General features: G+C 46.2%; 19 protein-coding genes and 1 other RNA gene. 12 read left to right on the top strand and 8 right to left on the bottom strand.

Annotated features, from left to right (window positions below):
- Nucleotides 1-9: 9 nt before the first annotated feature.
- A complete protein-coding gene (locus HQQ92_RS18305) occupies nucleotides 10-627 on the bottom strand; it encodes a histidine phosphatase family protein (RefSeq protein WP_173247456.1) in 618 nt (205 codons plus the stop codon).
- 226 nt (nucleotides 628-853) lie between these two features.
- Here HQQ92_RS18305 and HQQ92_RS18300 point away from each other — a divergent pair, with 226 nt between their 5' ends.
- The 3 genes from HQQ92_RS18300 (at nucleotide 854) to HQQ92_RS18290 (ending at nucleotide 3,043) form a co-directional block, all read left to right on the top strand.
- Nucleotides 854-1,480 carry a DUF5610 domain-containing protein gene (locus tag HQQ92_RS18300; RefSeq protein ID WP_105250221.1) on the top strand — a complete coding sequence of 209 codons (627 nt, stop codon included), beginning with the start codon at nucleotides 854-856 and terminating at the stop codon, nucleotides 1,478-1,480.
- A 124-nt stretch (nucleotides 1,481-1,604) separates the two neighbouring features.
- Nucleotides 1,605-2,354: a ferredoxin--NADP reductase gene (locus tag HQQ92_RS18295; protein ID WP_173247453.1), complete on the top strand. Its 750-nt coding sequence runs from the start codon at nucleotides 1,605-1,607 to the stop codon at nucleotides 2,352-2,354.
- Nucleotides 2,355-2,446: 92 nt separating this feature from the next.
- Complete coding sequence (locus HQQ92_RS18290; RefSeq protein ID WP_131525196.1) at nucleotides 2,447-3,043, top strand: glutathione S-transferase N-terminal domain-containing protein; 597 nt, start codon at nucleotides 2,447-2,449, stop codon at nucleotides 3,041-3,043.
- A gap of 14 nt (nucleotides 3,044-3,057) precedes the next feature.
- Here the strand turns inward: HQQ92_RS18290 and HQQ92_RS18285 are convergent, their stop codons facing one another.
- Nucleotides 3,058-3,459, bottom strand: a complete 402-nt coding sequence (locus HQQ92_RS18285; RefSeq protein ID WP_173247449.1) for a hypothetical protein — start codon at nucleotides 3,457-3,459, stop codon at nucleotides 3,058-3,060.
- Nucleotides 3,460-3,679: 220 nt separating this feature from the next.
- Here HQQ92_RS18285 and HQQ92_RS18280 point away from each other — a divergent pair, with 220 nt between their 5' ends.
- The 5 genes from HQQ92_RS18280 to HQQ92_RS18260 all read left to right on the top strand — a co-directional run bounded on the left by HQQ92_RS18280 (nucleotide 3,680) and on the right by HQQ92_RS18260 (nucleotide 10,516).
- Complete coding sequence (locus tag HQQ92_RS18280) at nucleotides 3,680-4,687, top strand: Fe(3+) ABC transporter substrate-binding protein (protein ID WP_173247446.1); 1,008 nt, start codon at nucleotides 3,680-3,682, stop codon at nucleotides 4,685-4,687.
- Between the two features lie 76 nt (nucleotides 4,688-4,763).
- On the top strand, nucleotides 4,764-6,395 hold the full coding sequence (locus HQQ92_RS18275) for an iron ABC transporter permease (RefSeq protein ID WP_173247444.1): 1,632 nt from the start codon (nucleotides 4,764-4,766) through the stop codon (nucleotides 6,393-6,395).
- Nucleotides 6,395-7,474, top strand: a complete 1,080-nt coding sequence (locus tag HQQ92_RS18270; protein WP_173247441.1) for an ABC transporter ATP-binding protein — start codon at nucleotides 6,395-6,397, stop codon at nucleotides 7,472-7,474. The genes HQQ92_RS18275 and HQQ92_RS18270 overlap by 1 nt, the downstream gene beginning before the upstream one ends.
- 145 nt (nucleotides 7,475-7,619) lie before the next feature.
- Nucleotides 7,620-9,332, top strand: a complete 1,713-nt coding sequence (ggt, locus tag HQQ92_RS18265; protein WP_173247438.1) for a gamma-glutamyltransferase — start codon at nucleotides 7,620-7,622, stop codon at nucleotides 9,330-9,332.
- Nucleotides 9,333-9,580: 248 nt separating this feature from the next.
- The gene (locus HQQ92_RS18260; RefSeq protein ID WP_131525202.1) at nucleotides 9,581-10,516 is read left to right on the top strand and encodes a Dyp-type peroxidase; all 936 of its coding nucleotides are present in this window, start codon (nucleotides 9,581-9,583) and stop codon (nucleotides 10,514-10,516) included.
- A gap of 73 nt (nucleotides 10,517-10,589) precedes the next feature.
- Here the strand turns inward: HQQ92_RS18260 and HQQ92_RS18255 are convergent, their stop codons facing one another.
- Complete coding sequence (locus HQQ92_RS18255; RefSeq protein WP_173247435.1) at nucleotides 10,590-11,492, bottom strand: LysR family transcriptional regulator; 903 nt, start codon at nucleotides 11,490-11,492, stop codon at nucleotides 10,590-10,592.
- Between the two features lie 106 nt (nucleotides 11,493-11,598).
- On the opposite strand from HQQ92_RS18255, the gene HQQ92_RS18250 reads away from it, so the two are divergent.
- Nucleotides 11,599-12,231 carry an NAD(P)-dependent oxidoreductase gene (locus HQQ92_RS18250; RefSeq protein WP_173247433.1) on the top strand — a complete coding sequence of 211 codons (633 nt, stop codon included), beginning with the start codon at nucleotides 11,599-11,601 and terminating at the stop codon, nucleotides 12,229-12,231.
- Nucleotides 12,232-12,371: 140 nt separating this feature from the next.
- Here the strand turns inward: HQQ92_RS18250 and argR are convergent, their stop codons facing one another.
- A complete protein-coding gene (argR, locus tag HQQ92_RS18245) occupies nucleotides 12,372-12,842 on the bottom strand; it encodes a transcriptional regulator ArgR (protein ID WP_006080175.1) in 471 nt (156 codons plus the stop codon).
- A 294-nt stretch (nucleotides 12,843-13,136) separates the two neighbouring features.
- On the opposite strand from argR, the gene mdh reads away from it, so the two are divergent.
- Nucleotides 13,137-14,072, top strand: coding sequence for a malate dehydrogenase (mdh, locus tag HQQ92_RS18240; RefSeq protein WP_105250210.1), 936 nt, complete (start codon nucleotides 13,137-13,139; stop codon nucleotides 14,070-14,072).
- Between the two features lie 95 nt (nucleotides 14,073-14,167).
- Here the strand turns inward: mdh and HQQ92_RS18235 are convergent, their stop codons facing one another.
- Nucleotides 14,168-14,566: a thiol-disulfide oxidoreductase DCC family protein gene (locus tag HQQ92_RS18235; RefSeq protein WP_173247430.1), complete on the bottom strand. Its 399-nt coding sequence runs from the start codon at nucleotides 14,564-14,566 to the stop codon at nucleotides 14,168-14,170.
- Nucleotides 14,567-14,832: 266 nt separating this feature from the next.
- Between HQQ92_RS18235 and folM the strand changes: the two genes are divergently transcribed.
- Complete coding sequence (folM, locus tag HQQ92_RS18230) at nucleotides 14,833-15,579, top strand: dihydromonapterin reductase (RefSeq protein ID WP_173247427.1); 747 nt, start codon at nucleotides 14,833-14,835, stop codon at nucleotides 15,577-15,579.
- Nucleotides 15,580-15,637: 58 nt separating this feature from the next.
- Here the strand turns inward: folM and HQQ92_RS18225 are convergent, their stop codons facing one another.
- The 3 genes from HQQ92_RS18225 to HQQ92_RS18215 form a co-directional block, all read right to left on the bottom strand.
- Nucleotides 15,638-16,336, bottom strand: coding sequence for a 5-formyltetrahydrofolate cyclo-ligase (locus HQQ92_RS18225; protein ID WP_173247424.1), 699 nt, complete (start codon nucleotides 16,334-16,336; stop codon nucleotides 15,638-15,640).
- Between the two features lie 9 nt (nucleotides 16,337-16,345).
- Nucleotides 16,346-16,526, bottom strand: a non-coding RNA gene (gene ssrS, locus HQQ92_RS18220) — 6S RNA.
- 117 nt (nucleotides 16,527-16,643) lie between these two features.
- The gene (locus HQQ92_RS18215; protein ID WP_105250206.1) at nucleotides 16,644-16,946 is read right to left on the bottom strand and encodes a cell division protein ZapA; all 303 of its coding nucleotides are present in this window, start codon (nucleotides 16,944-16,946) and stop codon (nucleotides 16,644-16,646) included.
- 235 nt (nucleotides 16,947-17,181) lie between these two features.
- On the opposite strand from HQQ92_RS18215, the gene HQQ92_RS18210 reads away from it, so the two are divergent.
- Nucleotides 17,182-17,757: a UPF0149 family protein gene (locus tag HQQ92_RS18210; protein WP_105252998.1), complete on the top strand. Its 576-nt coding sequence runs from the start codon at nucleotides 17,182-17,184 to the stop codon at nucleotides 17,755-17,757.
- The last annotated feature ends 58 nt before the right edge of the window (nucleotides 17,758-17,815 follow it).

The following is a 17,815-nucleotide window of genomic DNA, read 5'->3' as shown; positions in this document are numbered from 1 at the left end:
TATTTATCCTTATTCTTGTCCGTAACGGGTGGCGATCAAGCTCGCAGGTTGGTCATCATTAAGAGAGAGTAAAAACAGCTGGCTATAGTCATCTTCACTTATCGCTTGGATCTCAGGTCCACCAAGGGCTTTAATGATCAGTGGGACAGTGTTTGAATGCCCAACGATGAGTGTATTGCCCTTTACTGCATGTACTTGTTCGGCAATGTGTTGAATATGTCCTTCGATAGGCTTGGCTGCTTCTACTATCGTCACAGGTAAATGGCGAGCCTCGGAGATGGGCGCGAGTGTTTGCTGGGTTCTTAGGTATTGAGTTGCAATAAGTTGCGAAAGCGGCGTGCGGCTCAAGGCAGTGATCAGTGATGCTGCGCGTATTTCTCCCTTGGGTGATAACTGCGGGTTATTGGCTGGCGTGTCGGCTTTTTCTGCATGTCTGACTAAAATAATTAGTCTGCTTTCAGCATGAGCTTGGCTAATGGGAGTAAAGCCGAGGCAAGTGAATATGAAGAGGATTGTTAGCAGGCTAAAGCGTTTTATATTGATACCCAGATTATGCTTAAAATAGTGCTTAAGCATGAGTGTAAACCCGTGAAAGCGGAAATGACTCAAACTGCGGCCTGCTGCCATGGTGTAACATCCTTTTCTATTGGCTTATGTCTAAGCTCAGCGATAGTAATGATCTGCATTGCGGTGGGTTGGCGCTTTATGCACCTTATTAAAGAATGAACCCACTTAATTTATGTGGGCCTTATCATGGCCTTGTGGTCAGATGGTACTTCAATTCTAAAAATTACTAAAGCTGGTTAAATTTTGGTCGATAATTAAGTCGACCCGAATTGAATGGATAGTCATCATGGAAATCAATAAACCCCCTCAAGTGCAAAGTACCCCTTTGCCACAGAAAAAATATGCTGAAAACGCGGCGTCTAAGGGCACCGAAGTGAGTGATTCGAAGGACGCGAAAGCCACAGAAGTAACCTCGAAGCAAACTGCGCAGCAAACGAGCAAGCAGCTGATGAATCAAGCGATTTTATCGGCACAGCAAGATGTGAATATCAAGTCAGGCGATCAGTCTATGGCCTTGCTTTATCGCGCAGCGATAGAGTCGATTAATAAAGAATTAGCGCCCACTATGGGCGAGAACGCGATTCAGACGGCTTATGATAATGGCGTAGATACTTCTCCAGAAGCGACTGCAGATCGTATCGTGAGTTTTGCGACGCAGTTTTTTAGCATTCACCAACAACAAAATTCGGGTATGAGTCTAAGTGATCAACTCGATAGCTTTATGGGGATTATTGGCGGTGCCATCGACAATGGCTTTAAAGAGGCTAAAGATATTCTGTCCGGCCTTAAAGTATTGCAGGGTGATATTGCCGATGGTGTCGATAAAACCTACAGCTTAGTGCAAGAGGGGCTGCAAGCCTTTAGAGATAGCTTTAACAAGAAGACTGATGAGACAGTATCGAGTCCGAGTTAATACCTCAGTATTTTCAGTTCTATATTCAGCGTTATAGTCATAAGCCCCTTATATAAGGGGTTTTTGTTGTGCAGAAAAAAGTCTATGCTGGAAGCCTATTTAACGTTTCGCTTGAGGGCAAGTTATGTGGATTAGGGGACAAGTGATAGAACGTATTGATTGGAGTGATAAGTTATTCTCATTGCGCATTGCTGCCGAGTTAGCTCCATTTATTCCTGGTCAGTTTATCAAGTTAAGTCAAATGCAAGATGATAAGCGTGTGGCTAGAGCCTACTCCTTAGTAAATTCTCCCGATAAACCCTATGCCGAGGTGCTCGCCGTTGCGGTAGAGGATGGCCTGTTATCGCCTCAATTACACAACCTTGCAATAGGCGATGAAATTGAAATTACCTCAACCGCGACCGGTTTTATGACCTTAGCTGAAATTCCTAAGGGTGAACTCCAAGGGAAGCATTTGTGGTTTTTAGCCACAGGAACAGCAGTAGGGCCATTTTTGTCTATGCTCGACACCGATGAACCTTGGGAGCGTTTTGAAAAAGTCGTGCTTGTGTATGGCGTGCGCGAGGCACAGGATTTGGCATATCTTGATAAGCTGCGTAATTTAGAACGCAAATACCCTGAACAATTTTCATTAGTCTTGAGTGTGACCCGTAAACCCTTTGCCGATGCTTTGCAGTGCCGCATTCCCGAGGGAATAGTCTCGGGTGAAATCGAAAAAAAGGCAGGATTAACCTTAAACGCAGCTGACTCTCAAGTTATGATCTGCGGCAATCCGGGTATGATTAATGGTGCGCAAGCCGCTTTACTCGATAAAGGGTTGGTGAAGAATTTACGCCGTGCTCCTGGGCAAATTACCGTTGAAAAATACTGGTAATCTCAATTTTACATAGAAGGCGAGAGTAAACTTGTTGCCGTTCTTGCCCCTAAAAAGCCATAGCGTTTAATGCAAACAAAAGGAAATTTTTGATGAAGTTGTTAAGTTCTCAAGCTTCGCCCTATGCCCGTTGTGTAAGAGCCTTAATCCAGTATCTAGGGATTAACAATATTGAAGAACAGTTAGTTAATCCCTTTGAAAACAGCGCAGAATTACTCGATGCTAACCCGTTAGGACAGATCCCATGTCTTATTACCAACGATGGTGTAGCACTATTCGATAGTGAAGTGATCATGCGTTACCTAGATGCAGAGCTTGGCGATCGTAAGATGTTTGGGATCTCAAATAATAACTGGGTGCTGGAGTGTCAGTATTCTTTAGTCAAAGGCTTAATCGATAGCGCGGTGAAATTACGCCAAGAGCAAATGCGTGAAGAAGAAGGCGTGAGATCAGTATTTTGGACTGCACGTTTTGAACAAGCACTGCTGCGCGGCCTTATGCAGATTGAGCTTCAAACTGTGATCACCCAAACCACGATTCAAGCACCGCAATTAGCTTTGATTTGCTTACTCGATTATGTGGATTTTAGACATCCAGAGCTAGATTGGCGTAAGGTTGCACCTGCGACAGCACTTTGGTTCAGTGAAATGCGTGATTTACCTGCATTTATTCAAACTCGTCCCCAATAATCCGCAGAGGATGCTCAACCGTCGGTTGCGCGTCTTCCTTTTGGCCTATCACGGCGATTTTGTTCACCAAAAGCGCCGAATAACTCACGAGTAACCCCATATTCTACTCTGCGATCATTGCCTAGCTGTCGCCTGTCTTCATGGTGTTGATATCGGCATTGGCAGTTTGCCTTAGTGCATTCTTCCATCGGAATTTCGGGCGCATCTTTCGATAAAAATCGTTTTCCAGAAAGCGCTTCAATTTGCTCACAGCAACTGCCGTTATTCACAATGCTCACACTGTGAAAACTGTGAGTCTTATTAATGCTGGGATCAGCAGCTTGAGAAGAGTGTTTATGTCTTTTGGGACGACTATTGAGTTTGAATAAGCCAAATAGCGCAATTGCGGCTACGCCTAGCAGCAAAACAGTTAACATAACGCCTCCTGAAAGCATTTTTATCAAATTAAGGTTCAGTTTAGTTTGATTTGAGATAATCTCAAATTTTCAGATTAATACCATTAAAAACATAAGGTTAATTAGCTGCTTGCTCTCAAGTTCTGTATCTATTACTCTTGCGAAACTGATAAGCATTATCATTAATGCGTTAGTGTTCAAATTTTACTGAACACGTCATCACTTTGGGGAGAATTCGGTAATGAAATGGGTAACTTGCGCGGCTGTTTTTGGGTTAATGTCGGTTGGGCATTCAGCGAATGCAGATGATAAATTAACCGTTTATTCTTATCGCCAAGCTTTCTTGGTGGAGCCTATCCTGACGCGTTTCACCGAAGAAACTGGCATAGGTGTGAATTTAGTATTTGCTAAAGACGGTATTGCCGAGCGTCTCGTCCGTGAAGGCCGTTTATCCCCAGCAGATCTTGTGCTGACGTCTGATTTTTCACGTTTAGTTGAATTAGTGGATAAAGATCTAACCTCTCCAGTCAAAAATCCCCTGCTAGAGAGCAATATTCCTGCGCAGTATCGCGATCCCGATGGCCAGTGGTATGCCCTGACTATGCGGGTGCGAAATCTCTATACAGCCAAGGATCGTTTAGGCCTGCAGCAATTGACCTATGAAGAATTAGCCGATCCCAAATATAAAGGAAAGATTTGTACTCGCAGTGGTAAGCATCCATACAACATAGCGTTAGTCGCATCTATGATTGCTCATCACGGTGAAGCTGAGGCAAAAACTTGGTTACAAGGCGTGAAAACTAATTTAGCCCGCAAACCTCAGGGGAACGACAGGGGGCAAATTGCCGCAGTAAAAGAAGGTGTGTGTGAGATCGCCATTGGTAATAGCTACTATTACGGCAATATGTTGCAGGATCCTGAGCAAAAGGCGATCGCCGAAGCTGTGACGCTCAACTTCCCGAACCAAGCTGACCGCGGTGCCCATGTGAATGTGTCTGGCATGGTATTAACTCGCCATGCGCCTAATAAAGCCAATGCGATCAAATTGATGGAGTTCTTATCCGCCGATGTGGCTCAGAAGGCCTATGCCGATGTGAATATGGAATATCCAGTGAAAGCCGATGTGGCACCTTCATCTTTAGTGGCCTCATGGGGTAAGTTTAAGTCAGATCAATTGCCCATTTTTAAGTTGGCAGAATATCACCAAGCGGCGGTTAAGTTATTAGATGAAGTGCAGTTTGATCTCTAGCTCCAGTGCTAGCGACAAAATGCAGATTTAGGTTATCAGCGCCAGTGATTGGCGCTGTGACGTTTTAAGGATTGACATGATTTTAGGATTAGCCAGAAGCTGGTCGCTTGCTGGTTATGCCGTGGCCGCCTTGCTGGTATTGCCACTATTTGCGTTGATATTTCAAGCTTTTCAGCCTGACGAAGCCGTGTTTGGGCACTTGATGGCAACGGTTCTGCCGACATATATCATTAACAGTTTATTGCTGATTTTCTGGGTGAGTCTGGGGGCGTTATTACTCGCTTTACCCTGCGCTTGGTTGATGGCTCGTTGTGAATTTGTCGGCAGGCGATATTTGCAATGGGCGCTATTATTGCCCCTCGCTATGCCTGCGTATATTGTTGCCTACGTCTATACCGATTTACTCGATTATGCGGGGCCAGTGCAGCGCGGTCTTCGTTCGATATTTGGCTGGGACTCACCGCAGGATTATTTCTTCCCCGATATTCGTACCTTAGGCGGCGCGGCGTGTATGTTGTCGCTGGTATTGTTTCCCTATATTTATCTCTTGGCGCGTACCGCTTTTATGGAGCAATCCTTAAGTTTGGCGCATGCTTCGCGCATTATGGGCTGTTCACCGTGGCAAAGTTTTTGGCGTTTATCTTTGCCTATGGCAAGGCCTGCGCTCGCCGTTGGGGTGGCTTTAGTGGCGATGGAGACGGCCGCTGATTTTGCAACGGTTAACTATTTTGCCGTGCCTACTTTAACGACAGCCGTGTACGACACTTGGTTGGGTTATGGCAATTTGACCGCCGCCGCTAAGTTATCGGCGATTATCTTGCTGGTGGTATTTAGCCTGATTGGATTTGAGCGTTTTGCCCGTCGTAAACAGCAGTTATTCCAAAAACAATCACGTATACAAGCCACTGACTTGTATCGACTCTCGATGACTCAAACCTTGGTCGCACTCAGCTTTTGCGGCATGCTATTGCTATTAGCCTTTCTGTTACCTTTCGGGATTTTATTATCCTATGCGATTGGTTACTTTGAACAAAGCTGGGATAAGAGTTTTTGGCAATTGAGTCTTAACAGCCTCAGTCTTGCGCTGATCACCAGTTTACTCTGTTGCTTAATCGCCTTACTGCTTATGTTCGTTCGCCGGATAAGCCCAAGACAGAGTGATGCTTTGCCCTCACGGTTAGCTTCGACGGGCTATGCCTTACCTGGCACTGTGCTGGCTATTGGGGTATTAGTGCCTTTAACTATGCTAGATTTTGCGATTAACGATCTGGCAGATCTTGTCGGCATAGCAGGCCCAGGCCTTATCCTTACAGGCAGTGTGATGGCATTGATTTTTGCTTTTTGTGTGCGTTTCGTGGCAATTGCGATTGGCAGTGTTGAAAGCAGTTATAAACGCATCTCGCCATCGCTAGACATGGTGAGCCTGACCATGGGGCAAACTCCTAGGCAACTTTTGCGGCGGGTGCATTTGCCTTTACTTGCCAAGGGATTATTTGCGGGCGCTTTATTGGTGTTTATCGAAAGCATGAAGGAACTGCCCGCTGCGTTATTGCTGCGGCCTATCGGCTTTGAGAATCTTGCAACTTATGTATTCCAGTTTGCGTCCGATGAAAAACTCGAGCACGGCGCATTAGCTGCTATTGTGATTGTACTGGTGGGTTTAGTGCCGCTTATTTATTTAAACCGTTCATTGGAGCACCACAGCTGATGACAAGTACGCTCAAGCTTAAGCAAATTCATAGCGATTATAAGGGCCTGCAAGTACTTAAGGGTTTGAGTTTAACGCTCGCCCAAGGGGAAATCCTGGCGTTGTTAGGCCCAAGCGGTTGTGGCAAGACGACCTTATTGCGTGCAGTTGCTGGATTACAGGCCATAAGCCAAGGTGAAATCCAGATTAATGGTCGTATAGTGAGTGGCGATAGCCAGTTTGTACCTAGCGAGCAGCGCGGCATCGGCATGATTTTTCAAGACTATGCGCTTTTCCCTCATTTGACTGTGGCGGAAAATATCCTTTTTGGGGTGGCTAGATTGTCGGGCGCAGAACGTCAGGCACGTTTGGATGAAATGCTAGCCTTGGTCAAACTTGAAGGGTTGGCACAGCGTTATCCCCATGAATTATCTGGCGGTCAGCAGCAGCGAGTTTCTATTGCGCGGGCACTTGCCTATGAGCCGCAGTTATTGCTGCTCGATGAGCCTTTTTCCAATATTGATGCCCAAGTGCGCTACGAGATGATGGCGGAAATTCGCAGCATCTTAAAACAGCGTAATGTCAGTGCGGTGTTTGTTACTCATAGCAAGGATGAAGCCTTTGTATTTGCAGATACTTTAGCTATCTTTAATCAAGGCATCATAGTGCAGCATGGTAGTGCCGAAGCTTTATATGCCGCCCCAAACAGCCGCTATGTGGCGGACTTTTTAGGTAGCGGTAATTACTTACCTGCAGCAGTGTTTGATGGGCACAGTGTTGTCACTCCCATAGGTCATTTAACAAGCCTCACGCCATTAAATTTGCCGAGCGAGTTCAGCGGAACAGTATTCTTGCGACCACAGCAATTGACGCTCAGCGCCGATGAACAGGGCGTTGGTACTATCACTGAGCGACGTTTCTTAGGCGCCTTTTGTCATTATTGGGTCAAAATTGAAGCCGCTTCCCATGCTTATTATGTGGAGGTGCGTAGCCAAATGATGCAGCTCACTATCGGCCAAAAAGTTGGGGTAACGACTGAGCCGCATTCGCTCGTGTTGTTTGAATCTTCAGCATATTCAAACTGTGGGGACCCAATCTAAGCGATGAGTATTTATTCAATGCTGATATGACATAGCCAACTAAAGTACGACATTTTTGCTTACGTTTAACTTGGGTCTATGCGGTATTGGTTGGTGATATTTTCGACCATCCTTGCTACTTTTATCCTCTGGTTTTGGAGGAATTATGATAAAAACAATAAATTCAATTTGCACCCTCGTTATTGTAGCAACGGCAATATCGTCTTCAGGAGTGATGGCCATGGATAGGATCACAGGTAAAGCCTTCGCAACGCGATCAGAAGTGTATGCAACCCAAGGGATGGCGGCGACCAGTCAGCCTTTAGCCACGCAAGTCGCTATTGATATACTCAAACAGGGCGGCAGTGCGGTCGATGCAGCGATTGCCGCTAACGCTATGTTAGGATTAGTCGAGCCAACGGGCTCGGGTGTCGGCGGGGACTTATTTGCTATCGTTTGGAGCGCAAAAGATAAACGCCTCTATGGTCTAAATGCATCGGGGCGCAGTCCCAAATCCTTAAGTTTAGAAAAGCTTAAATCCCTCGGATTAGACTATTTACCGCCGCTTGGACCTTTGCCGGTTTCTGTACCGGGCACTGTGGACGGTTGGTATGAGCTGCATAATAAGTTTGGTAAATTAGCTATGGTCGATAACCTCGCGCCTGCCATTCATTACGCCCGTGATGGTTTCCCTGTGTCAGAGTTGATTGCCTATTACCTTGATGCTAGTGGTAAAAAACTGGCTAAATTCCCCGGTTTTAAAGAAACCTATATGCCTAATGGTAAGATGCCTACCGTAGGGGAAATCTTTAAAAATCCCGCGCTTGCTAACACCTATGAGAAAATTGCCAAGGGCGGCCGCGATGCTTTCTATAAAGGTGATATTGCCAAAAGTATTGATAAGTACATGAAATCCCAAGGTGGTTATTTAAGTTATGATGACTTAGCGAGCCATACTAGCGACTGGATAGATCCCGTTTCGGTGAACTACCGTGGTTACGATGTGTGGGAACTGCCACCTAATGGTCAAGGCATTGCGGCGCTACAAATCTTAAAAACCATGGAGCCCTTTAATGTGGCTGCCATGGGCTTTAATAGTCCTGAATATGTTCATTTATTTGTCGAAGCAAAGAAACTCGCCTTTGCCGACAGAGCTAAGTTTTATGCCGACATGGCCTTTAATAAAGTGCCCGTTACCGAGCTTATCTCACAGAAATATAACTATGATCGCGCTAAGTTGATTGACCCTACAAAAGCCGCCAAGAGTGTCGATGCGGGTAATCCAGCGTTGCAACATGGCGATACTGTGTACCTGACTACCGCTGACAAAGATGGCAACATGGTGTCACTCATTCAGAGTAATTACCGTGGTATGGGGTCAGGGATGACACCGCCGGATCTCGGCTTTGTGCTGCAAGACCGCGGGCAAATGTTTGATTTAACGGAAGGGCGTTTTAATACCTACGCACCGGGCAAGCGTCCATTCCATACCATTATTCCGGCTTTTGTGACCAAAGACGGTAAACCTTGGCTGAGCTTTGGGGTGATGGGCGGCGCGACTCAGCCACAAATGCACGCGCAGATTGTAATGAATCTGATTGATTTTAAAATGAACTTGCAAGAAGCGGGCGATGCCCCCAGAATTTTGCATATGGGTTCAACCGAGCCCACTGGCGAAGTGATGAATGATGGTGGCTACGTCAGTCTGGAATCAGGTTTTCCGGTAGAAACCCGCCGTGAGTTGATTAAGAAAGGCCATGTACTGCGTGATGGACTTGGGGAGTTTGGTGGCTATCAAGCCATTGGATTTAATGCCGAAACCGGTGTATATCGTGCGGCCTCTGAGAGTCGCAAGGATGGTCACGCCGCAGGCTATTAACACTAAGATAAATGCTAAGGTAAGCTCAATACTGAGTGAACCTGACGTCATTGATTCGATTAAACTGATTGACGAGACTTTTACAGTCTCGTCAATTTTTACGTTTAAGGGTCTGGGGTGGGATAATGCTCCGCTATTGGCATTATCATAAACAGATCAGAGCAAACTGTGCGTTAGTTAATGTCATTTTTAGGTAAAGTTGCGGATAATATTGCCGAAAATGAATTTAGAAAAAGGGTGATAACCAAATGGATATTCAAAATATGCCGCGTGAACAGTTGGGTGTGTGTGCAGAGGGGAACTTACACAGTGTCTATTTGATGTTTAATGCCAATGACAATGTCGAGTCGCAATTACGTCCCTGTCTTGCCAACGTTGCGCAGTATATTTATGAGCTGACAGATCAATATTCCGACAGTGCATTCAATGGTTTTGTTGGTATTGGTGCTAATTATTGGGATAGCCTCTATCCTACTGCTCGCCCAGAACTGCTCAAACCTTTCCCTGCGATGCAAGTGGGCAGTCGTGAAGCGCCTGCAATTGAATATGATTTATTTGTGCATATTCGCAGTGATCGTTACGACATTCTGCATCTAGTGGCTAATGAAATCAGCCAAATGTTTGAAGACTTAGTGGAGTTAGTTGAAGAAGAGCGTGGCTTTAGATTTATGGATAGCCGTGATTTAACCGGCTTTGTCGATGGCACCGAAAACCCTAAGGGGCGCCACCGCCAAGAAGTGGCACTTGTGGGTGATGAGGATACTGAGTTTAAGGGGGGCAGCTATATCCATGTGCAAAAATATGCCCATAACTTGAGTAAGTGGCATAGATTACCAGTTAAAAAACAAGAAGATATAATCGGTCGTACTAAGCAAGATAATATCGAGTATGAATCTGAAGATAAGCCACTGACCAGCCATATCAAGCGCGTTAATCTTAAAGATGCCGATGGTAAGTCAATGGAGATCCTGCGTCAGAGTATGCCCTATGGTTCGCTGAAGGAGCAGGGATTAATGTTTATCTCTAACTGCCGCACGCCAGAACATTTTGAAAAGATGCTGCATAGCATGATGTTTGGTGATGGCGAAGGCAATCATGATCACTTGATGCATTTTACTAAGGCGATGACAGGTTCATCTTTCTTTGCCCCTGCACTGGATTTTATGCTGCAGTTCGACGAATAAGCTTTCTATAATCAAGCCGAATTAGTATCAATCGAGACGCACTTAAGCTAACGCCTAAGTGCGTTTTTTTATGCTAATGCGCGGGAACCCATTTTTTGATATCGAGCTGCCATTGCAGGGCGGTGAAATCGATAAAGGCGCGCACTAGATTTTGCTGATAACTGCGGGACAAATATACCGCCCACAGGGTTTGGCCTGGTGTCGTAAAGTCGGGTAAGACTTCTTTGAGCTGACCACTGGCAAGGTATTGGTTAGCCAAGTCACAGGGTAACCGCACTATGCCATGTCCACGTAGCGCCGCACTGACCAACACTCCCATATCGTTAGCCCTAAGATTCCCTGTAACTTTGACGTGCTCGGCTTGCAGTTCTTTTAGAAAAGGCCAGTTTTGTTGCGCTGAGTGTATGAGGCAGTTGTGGGCCAGCAGATCAATGGGTTCGAGGAGTAGCGTTGCGCTATCAAGATAGCTCGGTGCCGCGCAAAGTACCGCATCTATGGTCATCAAACGCCGAGCTATGAGATTCTCATCGGGCTGCTCGGTATAACGTAGCGCCACGTCGACGCTCTCATCTACCAATTGCGCAAAACTGTCCGACATCACCAGTTGAATGTTGACCTTAGGATGAATTTTAATAAAGCGATCGACGACATCAAACAGACTGTGCTGCCCTAAGCCAATAGGCGTAGTGATACGAATACTGCCTACCAGTTCACTGTTATGGCTGTGGGCACGGCTCTCCATGGCAGCAACTTCACTTAAGATCCGCTGGCAAAATTGTAGCGCTTCCTCACCCTGCAAAGTCAAGCTGGCGCTGCGCGTGGTGCGGTGTAATAAGCGTAAACTCAACCACTGCTCCACTTCTTGAATATGACGGGAAACCTGCAGACGGCTGAGGTCTAAATGTTCGGCAGCTTTGGTAAAGCTGCCACAGTTTGCGACTTCGACGAAACTGCGTATTGCGGCAATTTTATCCACATTAGTATCCTATATTGAAACAATCATGCTCAATTATTGATGTTTATTAGGTGAAAAACTGCAAGTAAACTGGATCCAATGTAAATCATCTGAGTGGGACAATGAAATGAAAATCGCAATTTTAGGTGCAACGGGTTGGATTGGTGGTGCAATTTTAAAAGAAGCACAGAGTCGTGGACATCAAGTGACAGCATTAGTGCGTGATCCAAGCAAGTTATCCGTGGCTGACGTGGCAGTACGTGCCGTGGATTTAGAGCAGCCATTGGTCGCCGATACCTTTGCTGGCGTAGATGTCGTGATTGCCGCCGTTGGTGGCCGCGCCCAACAAAATCATGGTCTAGTGGCGAGTACGGTTCAGCATTTACTGGATGTGCTGCCTAACGCTAACGTGTCACGTTTATTGTGGGTCGGTGGTGCTGGGAGTTTAGAAGTGGCGCCGGGTGTGGCGCTGGTCTCTAGCCCAGATTTCCCCGCAGCATATAAAGATGAGGCGTTAGCTCAGGGTGAAGCTTTGCAGGTATTCCGTGCGGCGCAAACTGCAATCAATTGGACCTTTGTGAGCCCAGCCGCTGAGATTTATCCCGGTGAGAGTGAAGGCCCGTACCGTCTTGGTGGTGACAGCTTCTTTACCGATGCCAATGGTCGCAGCCGCATTTCTGTTACAGATTACGCAAAAGCCATGGTAGATGAAGCCGAAAAGGGCGCTCACCCAAACCAGCGCATCAGCGTGGCTTACTGACCTTAGCGTATAAACATCGGTGCGCGAGAGATTGGCTTAAATGTGTAACGTAATCGGGACAATGGCGCAAATAACCAGCGCTATATTGCACTTAAAAACGTACAGATAAAATAGAACAGGTCAGCTCACTGACCTGTTTTTTATTCTGCGTAATTGAATAAAGATTTGATGGTTTCTAAGGTATCGGCGATATCTTGGATGCTCGATGGGCAAATAAAGATAGTGTCATCACCGGCAATCGTACCCAAAATGCCTTCTGGTTTACCGATAGAATCCAACAAGCGGGCAATCAGCTGCGCGGCTCCTGGGCTAGTTCGCACGACGATCATCGCTTGGTTGTGATCGACGTCGAGTACCAAATTCTTCAGCGGGCTACCCGCGGTGGGTACGCCTAATTCGGCTGGTAAGCAATACACCATCTCTTGCTTAGCGTTGCGAGTCCGCACTGCGCCGAACTTGCTGAGCATGCGTGACACTTTCGATTGGTTAATATTACCAAAGCCTTCAGCTTGCAAGGCGGTGACGATTTCACTCTGAGAGCCAAAGCGCTCTTCTTTTAAAATCGACTTAAAAATTCTAACAAGGTCATCCTGATTCTTGGTCGTTTGCATAATATTATTATTCGTTATTCAAAAAAACAGGCCCATTTTGAATATTTTTAGAAAAATTGTCAACAAATAACCAGATTGGTTGAATAAAAATTCACTAAGCCCCAGTGGTTAAGCGTTTGTAGGGGGCATAAAAATCCCAATTTGAGTAATTGTTCTACATTGCTTCTACATTATTCCGGAATTCTTTTGTCCCACGACTAAGGGATAATTGAAATTGTTGTGACATTCCAGTAATGTGACGCCAACGCAAATTAGATCCATGTCACACATATCCGAGAAATAACGGAGATAACTATGAAAGTTGCTGTACTTGGTGCTGCTGGTGGTATCGGCCAGGCTCTTGCCCTACTGTTAAAAACTCAATTGCCTGCGGGTTCACAATTGTCTCTATATGATATCGCACCGGTAACTCCGGGTGTTGCGGTTGACTTGAGTCACATTCCAACTGCTGTTGAAATCAAAGGTTTTGCTGGTGAAGATCCAACGCCTGCCCTCGTGGGTGCTGACGTTGTTCTAATTTCTGCTGGTGTTGCGCGTAAGCCTGGTATGGATCGTTCAGATCTGTTCAATATCAATGCGGGTATCGTTCGCAACCTGATCGAAAAAGTAGCGGCAACTTGCCCTACGGCTTTGGTTGGCATTATCACTAACCCAGTCAACACGACCGTAGCTATCGCTGCAGAAGTGATGAAAAAAGCGGGTGTTTACGATAAAAACCGTCTGTTCGGTATCACGACTCTAGACGTGATCCGTTCTGAAACTTTCATCGCCGAATTAAAAGGCCTGAACGTTGCTGACGTTAAAGTCAATGTGATCGGCGGCCACAGCGGCGTGACCATTCTGCCATTACTGTCTCAAGTTGAAGGCGCGACTTTCACTGACGAAGAAGTGGCAAGTCTGACGACTCGCATCCAAAACGCGGGTACAGAAGTGGTTGAAGCTAAAGCCGGTGGCGGAAGCGCGACTCTGTCTATGGGTCAAGCGGCTTGCCGTTTCGGTCTGTCTCTGGTTCGTGGTCTGCAAGGCGAAGCTAACATCGTTGAATGCGCCTATGTTGACGGCGGCAGCGAGCATGCTGAATTCTTCGCACAACCTGTGCTGTTAGGCAAAAACGGTATTGAAAAAGTACTGCCTTACGGTGAAGTGAGTGCATTCGAAGCTAACGCTCGTGATTCTATGTTAGATACGCTGAAAGGCGATATCAAACTAGGCGTTGATTTCGTTAAATAATCTTTCGGATAATCTTTTTAGATTATGACGAATTAAAAACGGAGCCATTGAGCTCCGTTTTTTTATGCCTGCGTTTTACTCTTTCTAAAGCTCATTCAGCGGCGCTTAGTGGGAATTTGGCAGTTATCATCGCAGCGGGCTTTGCCCGTCAGTAAATAAGAGATGCGATATCTGTGTTTTGCGAATCTGAGATAGCACCAATCGGCGACAGTTTTAATCACGGGCAGGCGTAATAGTTGGATCCAAGCGCGCGTCCCTGTCAGTGCCCACGCTTTACAAGTGACATCTAACCCGAGTAACACTTCGCCCGTTGCGGTTTCGCCATGGAGAATCGTATTGGCGTAGTCTCTATCGATATGGCTGAAGCGCTCACTAAAGTCTGGCGCATTTAAATCTTCAAGCGCAATTAAGTTCTTCGGATCGCGCGCTTTCAGTTGGCGCATTTCGGCGCTACATAATGGACAATTCCCATCGTAAAAAATCCGCAGTTCCATCGGTATTACCTCTGATGACTTGATCACAATACTTGGTCTAAGCTCTTGGCTTGAGTACTTAAGCTTGGTTTTCTTCTACCCTATACGCAGAAGAAAGGGTTTTAGATCGAAGCGATTGTAGAACGGATCAGCCCCTCATTTGGCTTTTTGTTAGGTTAAATTCAAATGAGTGCAGTAACATCTTGGTTATTCATCAGTTTAACTTGATTGCTGATTTTTAAGTGAACAAGGTAAAGCCTGACAAATAACGACTCAAAAGGATAGGTATGACATCTCCCATCATTATCACTGGCGTGGGTAAACGCATAGGTTACGCCTTAGCCAAACATTTTCTCGCCCAAGGTCAGCAGGTGATTGGTACTTATCGCAGCCATTACGACAGTATCGATGAGCTTAACGCCTTAGGCGCAACTCTGTATCCCTGCGATTTTTATGACGATGCCCAAGTGCAATCCTTAATTGATGAGTTAACTCAACAGCCTCAAGTTCGCGCCATTATTCACAATGCTTCGGACTGGCTGCCGGATTCTGTTCTTACAAAGAATGAGCCTTTAAAGAGTACCACTTTTGCGCCGAGCCAAGTGCTGCAGCGCATGATGCAAGTGCATGTGAGCGTACCCTATCAGTTGAACTTGGCCTTAGAGGCGCAGCTACGTGCGGCTGCTGGCGATGAAATCGGCGGCAGTGATGTGATTCATATTACTGACTATGTGGCAGAGAAGGGCAGTCAGAAGCATATCGCCTATGCCGCCAGTAAAGCCGCGCTGCACAATATGACGCTATCCTTTGCCGCCAAATTTGCGCCCGAGGTCAAAGTGAATTCGATTGCGCCTGCGATGATCCTATTTAATGCAGGAGATGATGTTGCCTATCAGCAAAAAACCTTAGCCAAAGCGCTGCTGCCGAAAGAGGCGGGGAATGAGGAAATTATCGACTTAGTGGAATATCTGCTGAATAGCCGCTACGTCACTGGTCGTTGCCATAATGTCGATGGTGGCCGGCATTTAAGGTAGAGAAGGCTCTAGAACGCCACTGCATGGCTGTAGAATCTAGCTTCTAGATCCTTCTTTTTCAAAATGTCAGTACCCGACTTGGGGTGATGATGAACGGTAAAGGCACATCCCAATACTCGCAGGGTAAACTCGTCACTTGCTGACAGTCGTGGGCGTAACCCATAGGCAAAGGTTTACCCTTAAGCTGCCAGTTCGCCAGCGTCCTATCGTAATAACCGCCGCCCATGCCCATGCGATTGCCCATTAAATCAAACGCCACTAATGGTGTGATAACCACATCTAATTCTGTCACTGGGATAATGGCGCGCACATCTAATTTAGGTTCTAAGATGCCGAATTGATTCGCCTGCATGGGGGTGTCTGCGGTGTAATGGAGGAATAACAATTGTCCGGCATTGAAGGGATGTAACCTAGGCAGATAGGTGTTTATGCCCATTTGCCACAGCGCAGCGATCAGCGGCGGCGTGGCGAGTTCGCCATCATGGGTGAGATATAATGCCACATGTTGCGCTTTGTTGGCCTGCAATGCATCGAGCATTCGCTGGCAGGCGTTTAAACTTGCTTGGGTTTGTTCTATTTCGGAGAGAGATTTACGGGCGGTGCGAATGGCTTTGCGTAACAGATTGCGGCTTTCTTTTGTATGGAGTGCGATATTTGCCGCATAGTTTGTGACATCTACGGCATCAGCGACTTCTACGGCAAGTTGCGCCGTGTCGCTTTGGGGATTCAAATGAGAAAGTTTGGAAGATGTAGACATAGAATTAAGATGCTCCCCAGAATGCCGCTACTGGTGTAGCCCTTGAACCGTAGGTTCAAGGCGGGTAAATGATTACCTCCTAAGGCTTCTCGGTACAAGCCGAGCATGCACAATGTCAGTAAAGCATTCACCCTGAGATAAAAATTATCGGCACAGGGACATTACCAGTTGGCATGCATCCCAGGGAGCAAAACGGTATTGAATCGCTAAAGCATTGGTTTATGTTGATAATCCAGTTTAGCCATTCACTGTGCGTCAGTTGGTTTAACTCAATGAGTGTTAAATCACTAAGGTGCACAGTTTAAATCTATTTAGTTGAACGCTCAACTAAGGCACTTTCGAGGGTCGACTGCAGCAAGCTGATCCTGTCGTCCATCTGTTGCATGTAGTGTTTATTTTTTTGCTTTTCTTGGAACAACTCGTGTCCAATATTCAGCGCCGCCATAATCGCAATTTCTTCACGGCTTAGGCTATTGGTTCGGGTTTTTAACGCACTGAGTTGTTGTTCAACTCCCAACGCTACCGTACGTAAGGCATCCTCTTGACCTTTCGGGCAAGCGATAGAGTAGGTGCGCCCAAGTAGGGTAATTTCAACAGCACTGTTACTCATGTCGCGGGTGATCCTTTCGTTAGCCTCTTAGGGCGGACTATATAGGGCTGATCTTAAAAGTGCAAGGTAAGCCGCAAATGGATTGGTCTTTGACCGTTTTGTTTGCTGTTTGTGTGAGCAGTTGGATAGTTTTTTATCAGGGCGTGGCCGATTTCGCCATTATTGGGATTCAGTATTGGTTCAAGTCTTTATCTCTGCTAGCATTGCTGCTGGAAAAATCTTATTGGGATCTGATATGGCAACCCCTCCTTCGTTACGTATCGACAGCTTAAAACTCGCCTTAGATGCGGCTGAAATCGGCCAGCATCCGGTAGAAGTTCACGGTGCTTTAGTCGGTTTAATCTGCGGTGGTGTAGAGCAAACTGGCGACACTTGGATCAAGCCTTTATTCGACCTGATGAACGATGGTCAACCTTTGCCAGCGCAGTTGCACCAATTAGTGTGTGATTTGTTTAACGATTCAGTGACGCGTTTAGTGGATTTTGAATTTGGTTTCATGCCGCTGTTGCCCGAAGAAGAAGAGCCGCTCAGCCAACGTGTTGAAGCCTTGTCTCTGTGGACCCAGAGTTTTTTGACTGGCATGGCGATTATTCAGCCGAAACTGAATCAAGCCTCGGCAGAAGTACGTGAAGTGATCAAAGACTTGGCGGAAATTGCCCAAGTGGAATTTGATGTTGCCGACGATGAGGAATCCGAAGCCGCTTACACTGAATTACTCGAGTTTGTCCGTATTGCAGCCATCATGTGTTACTCGGAGTTTGGTCCTGAGCTTCCCCATGGTGAGGCTGACGATACTGCGGTTGTGCATTAATTTACCGCAGTTGTTTAATGTTCAATAAGTTAACACAGTAGTGGCTTCATTAGATGTC

It is taken from the genome of Shewanella sp. DC2-4 (assembly GCF_013248875.1).
GTDB lineage: Bacteria > Pseudomonadota > Gammaproteobacteria > Enterobacterales > Shewanellaceae > Shewanella > Shewanella oncorhynchi.
The sequence above is the reverse complement of the archived record's forward strand: the minus strand, read 5'-3'. Positions and strand labels throughout refer to the sequence as shown.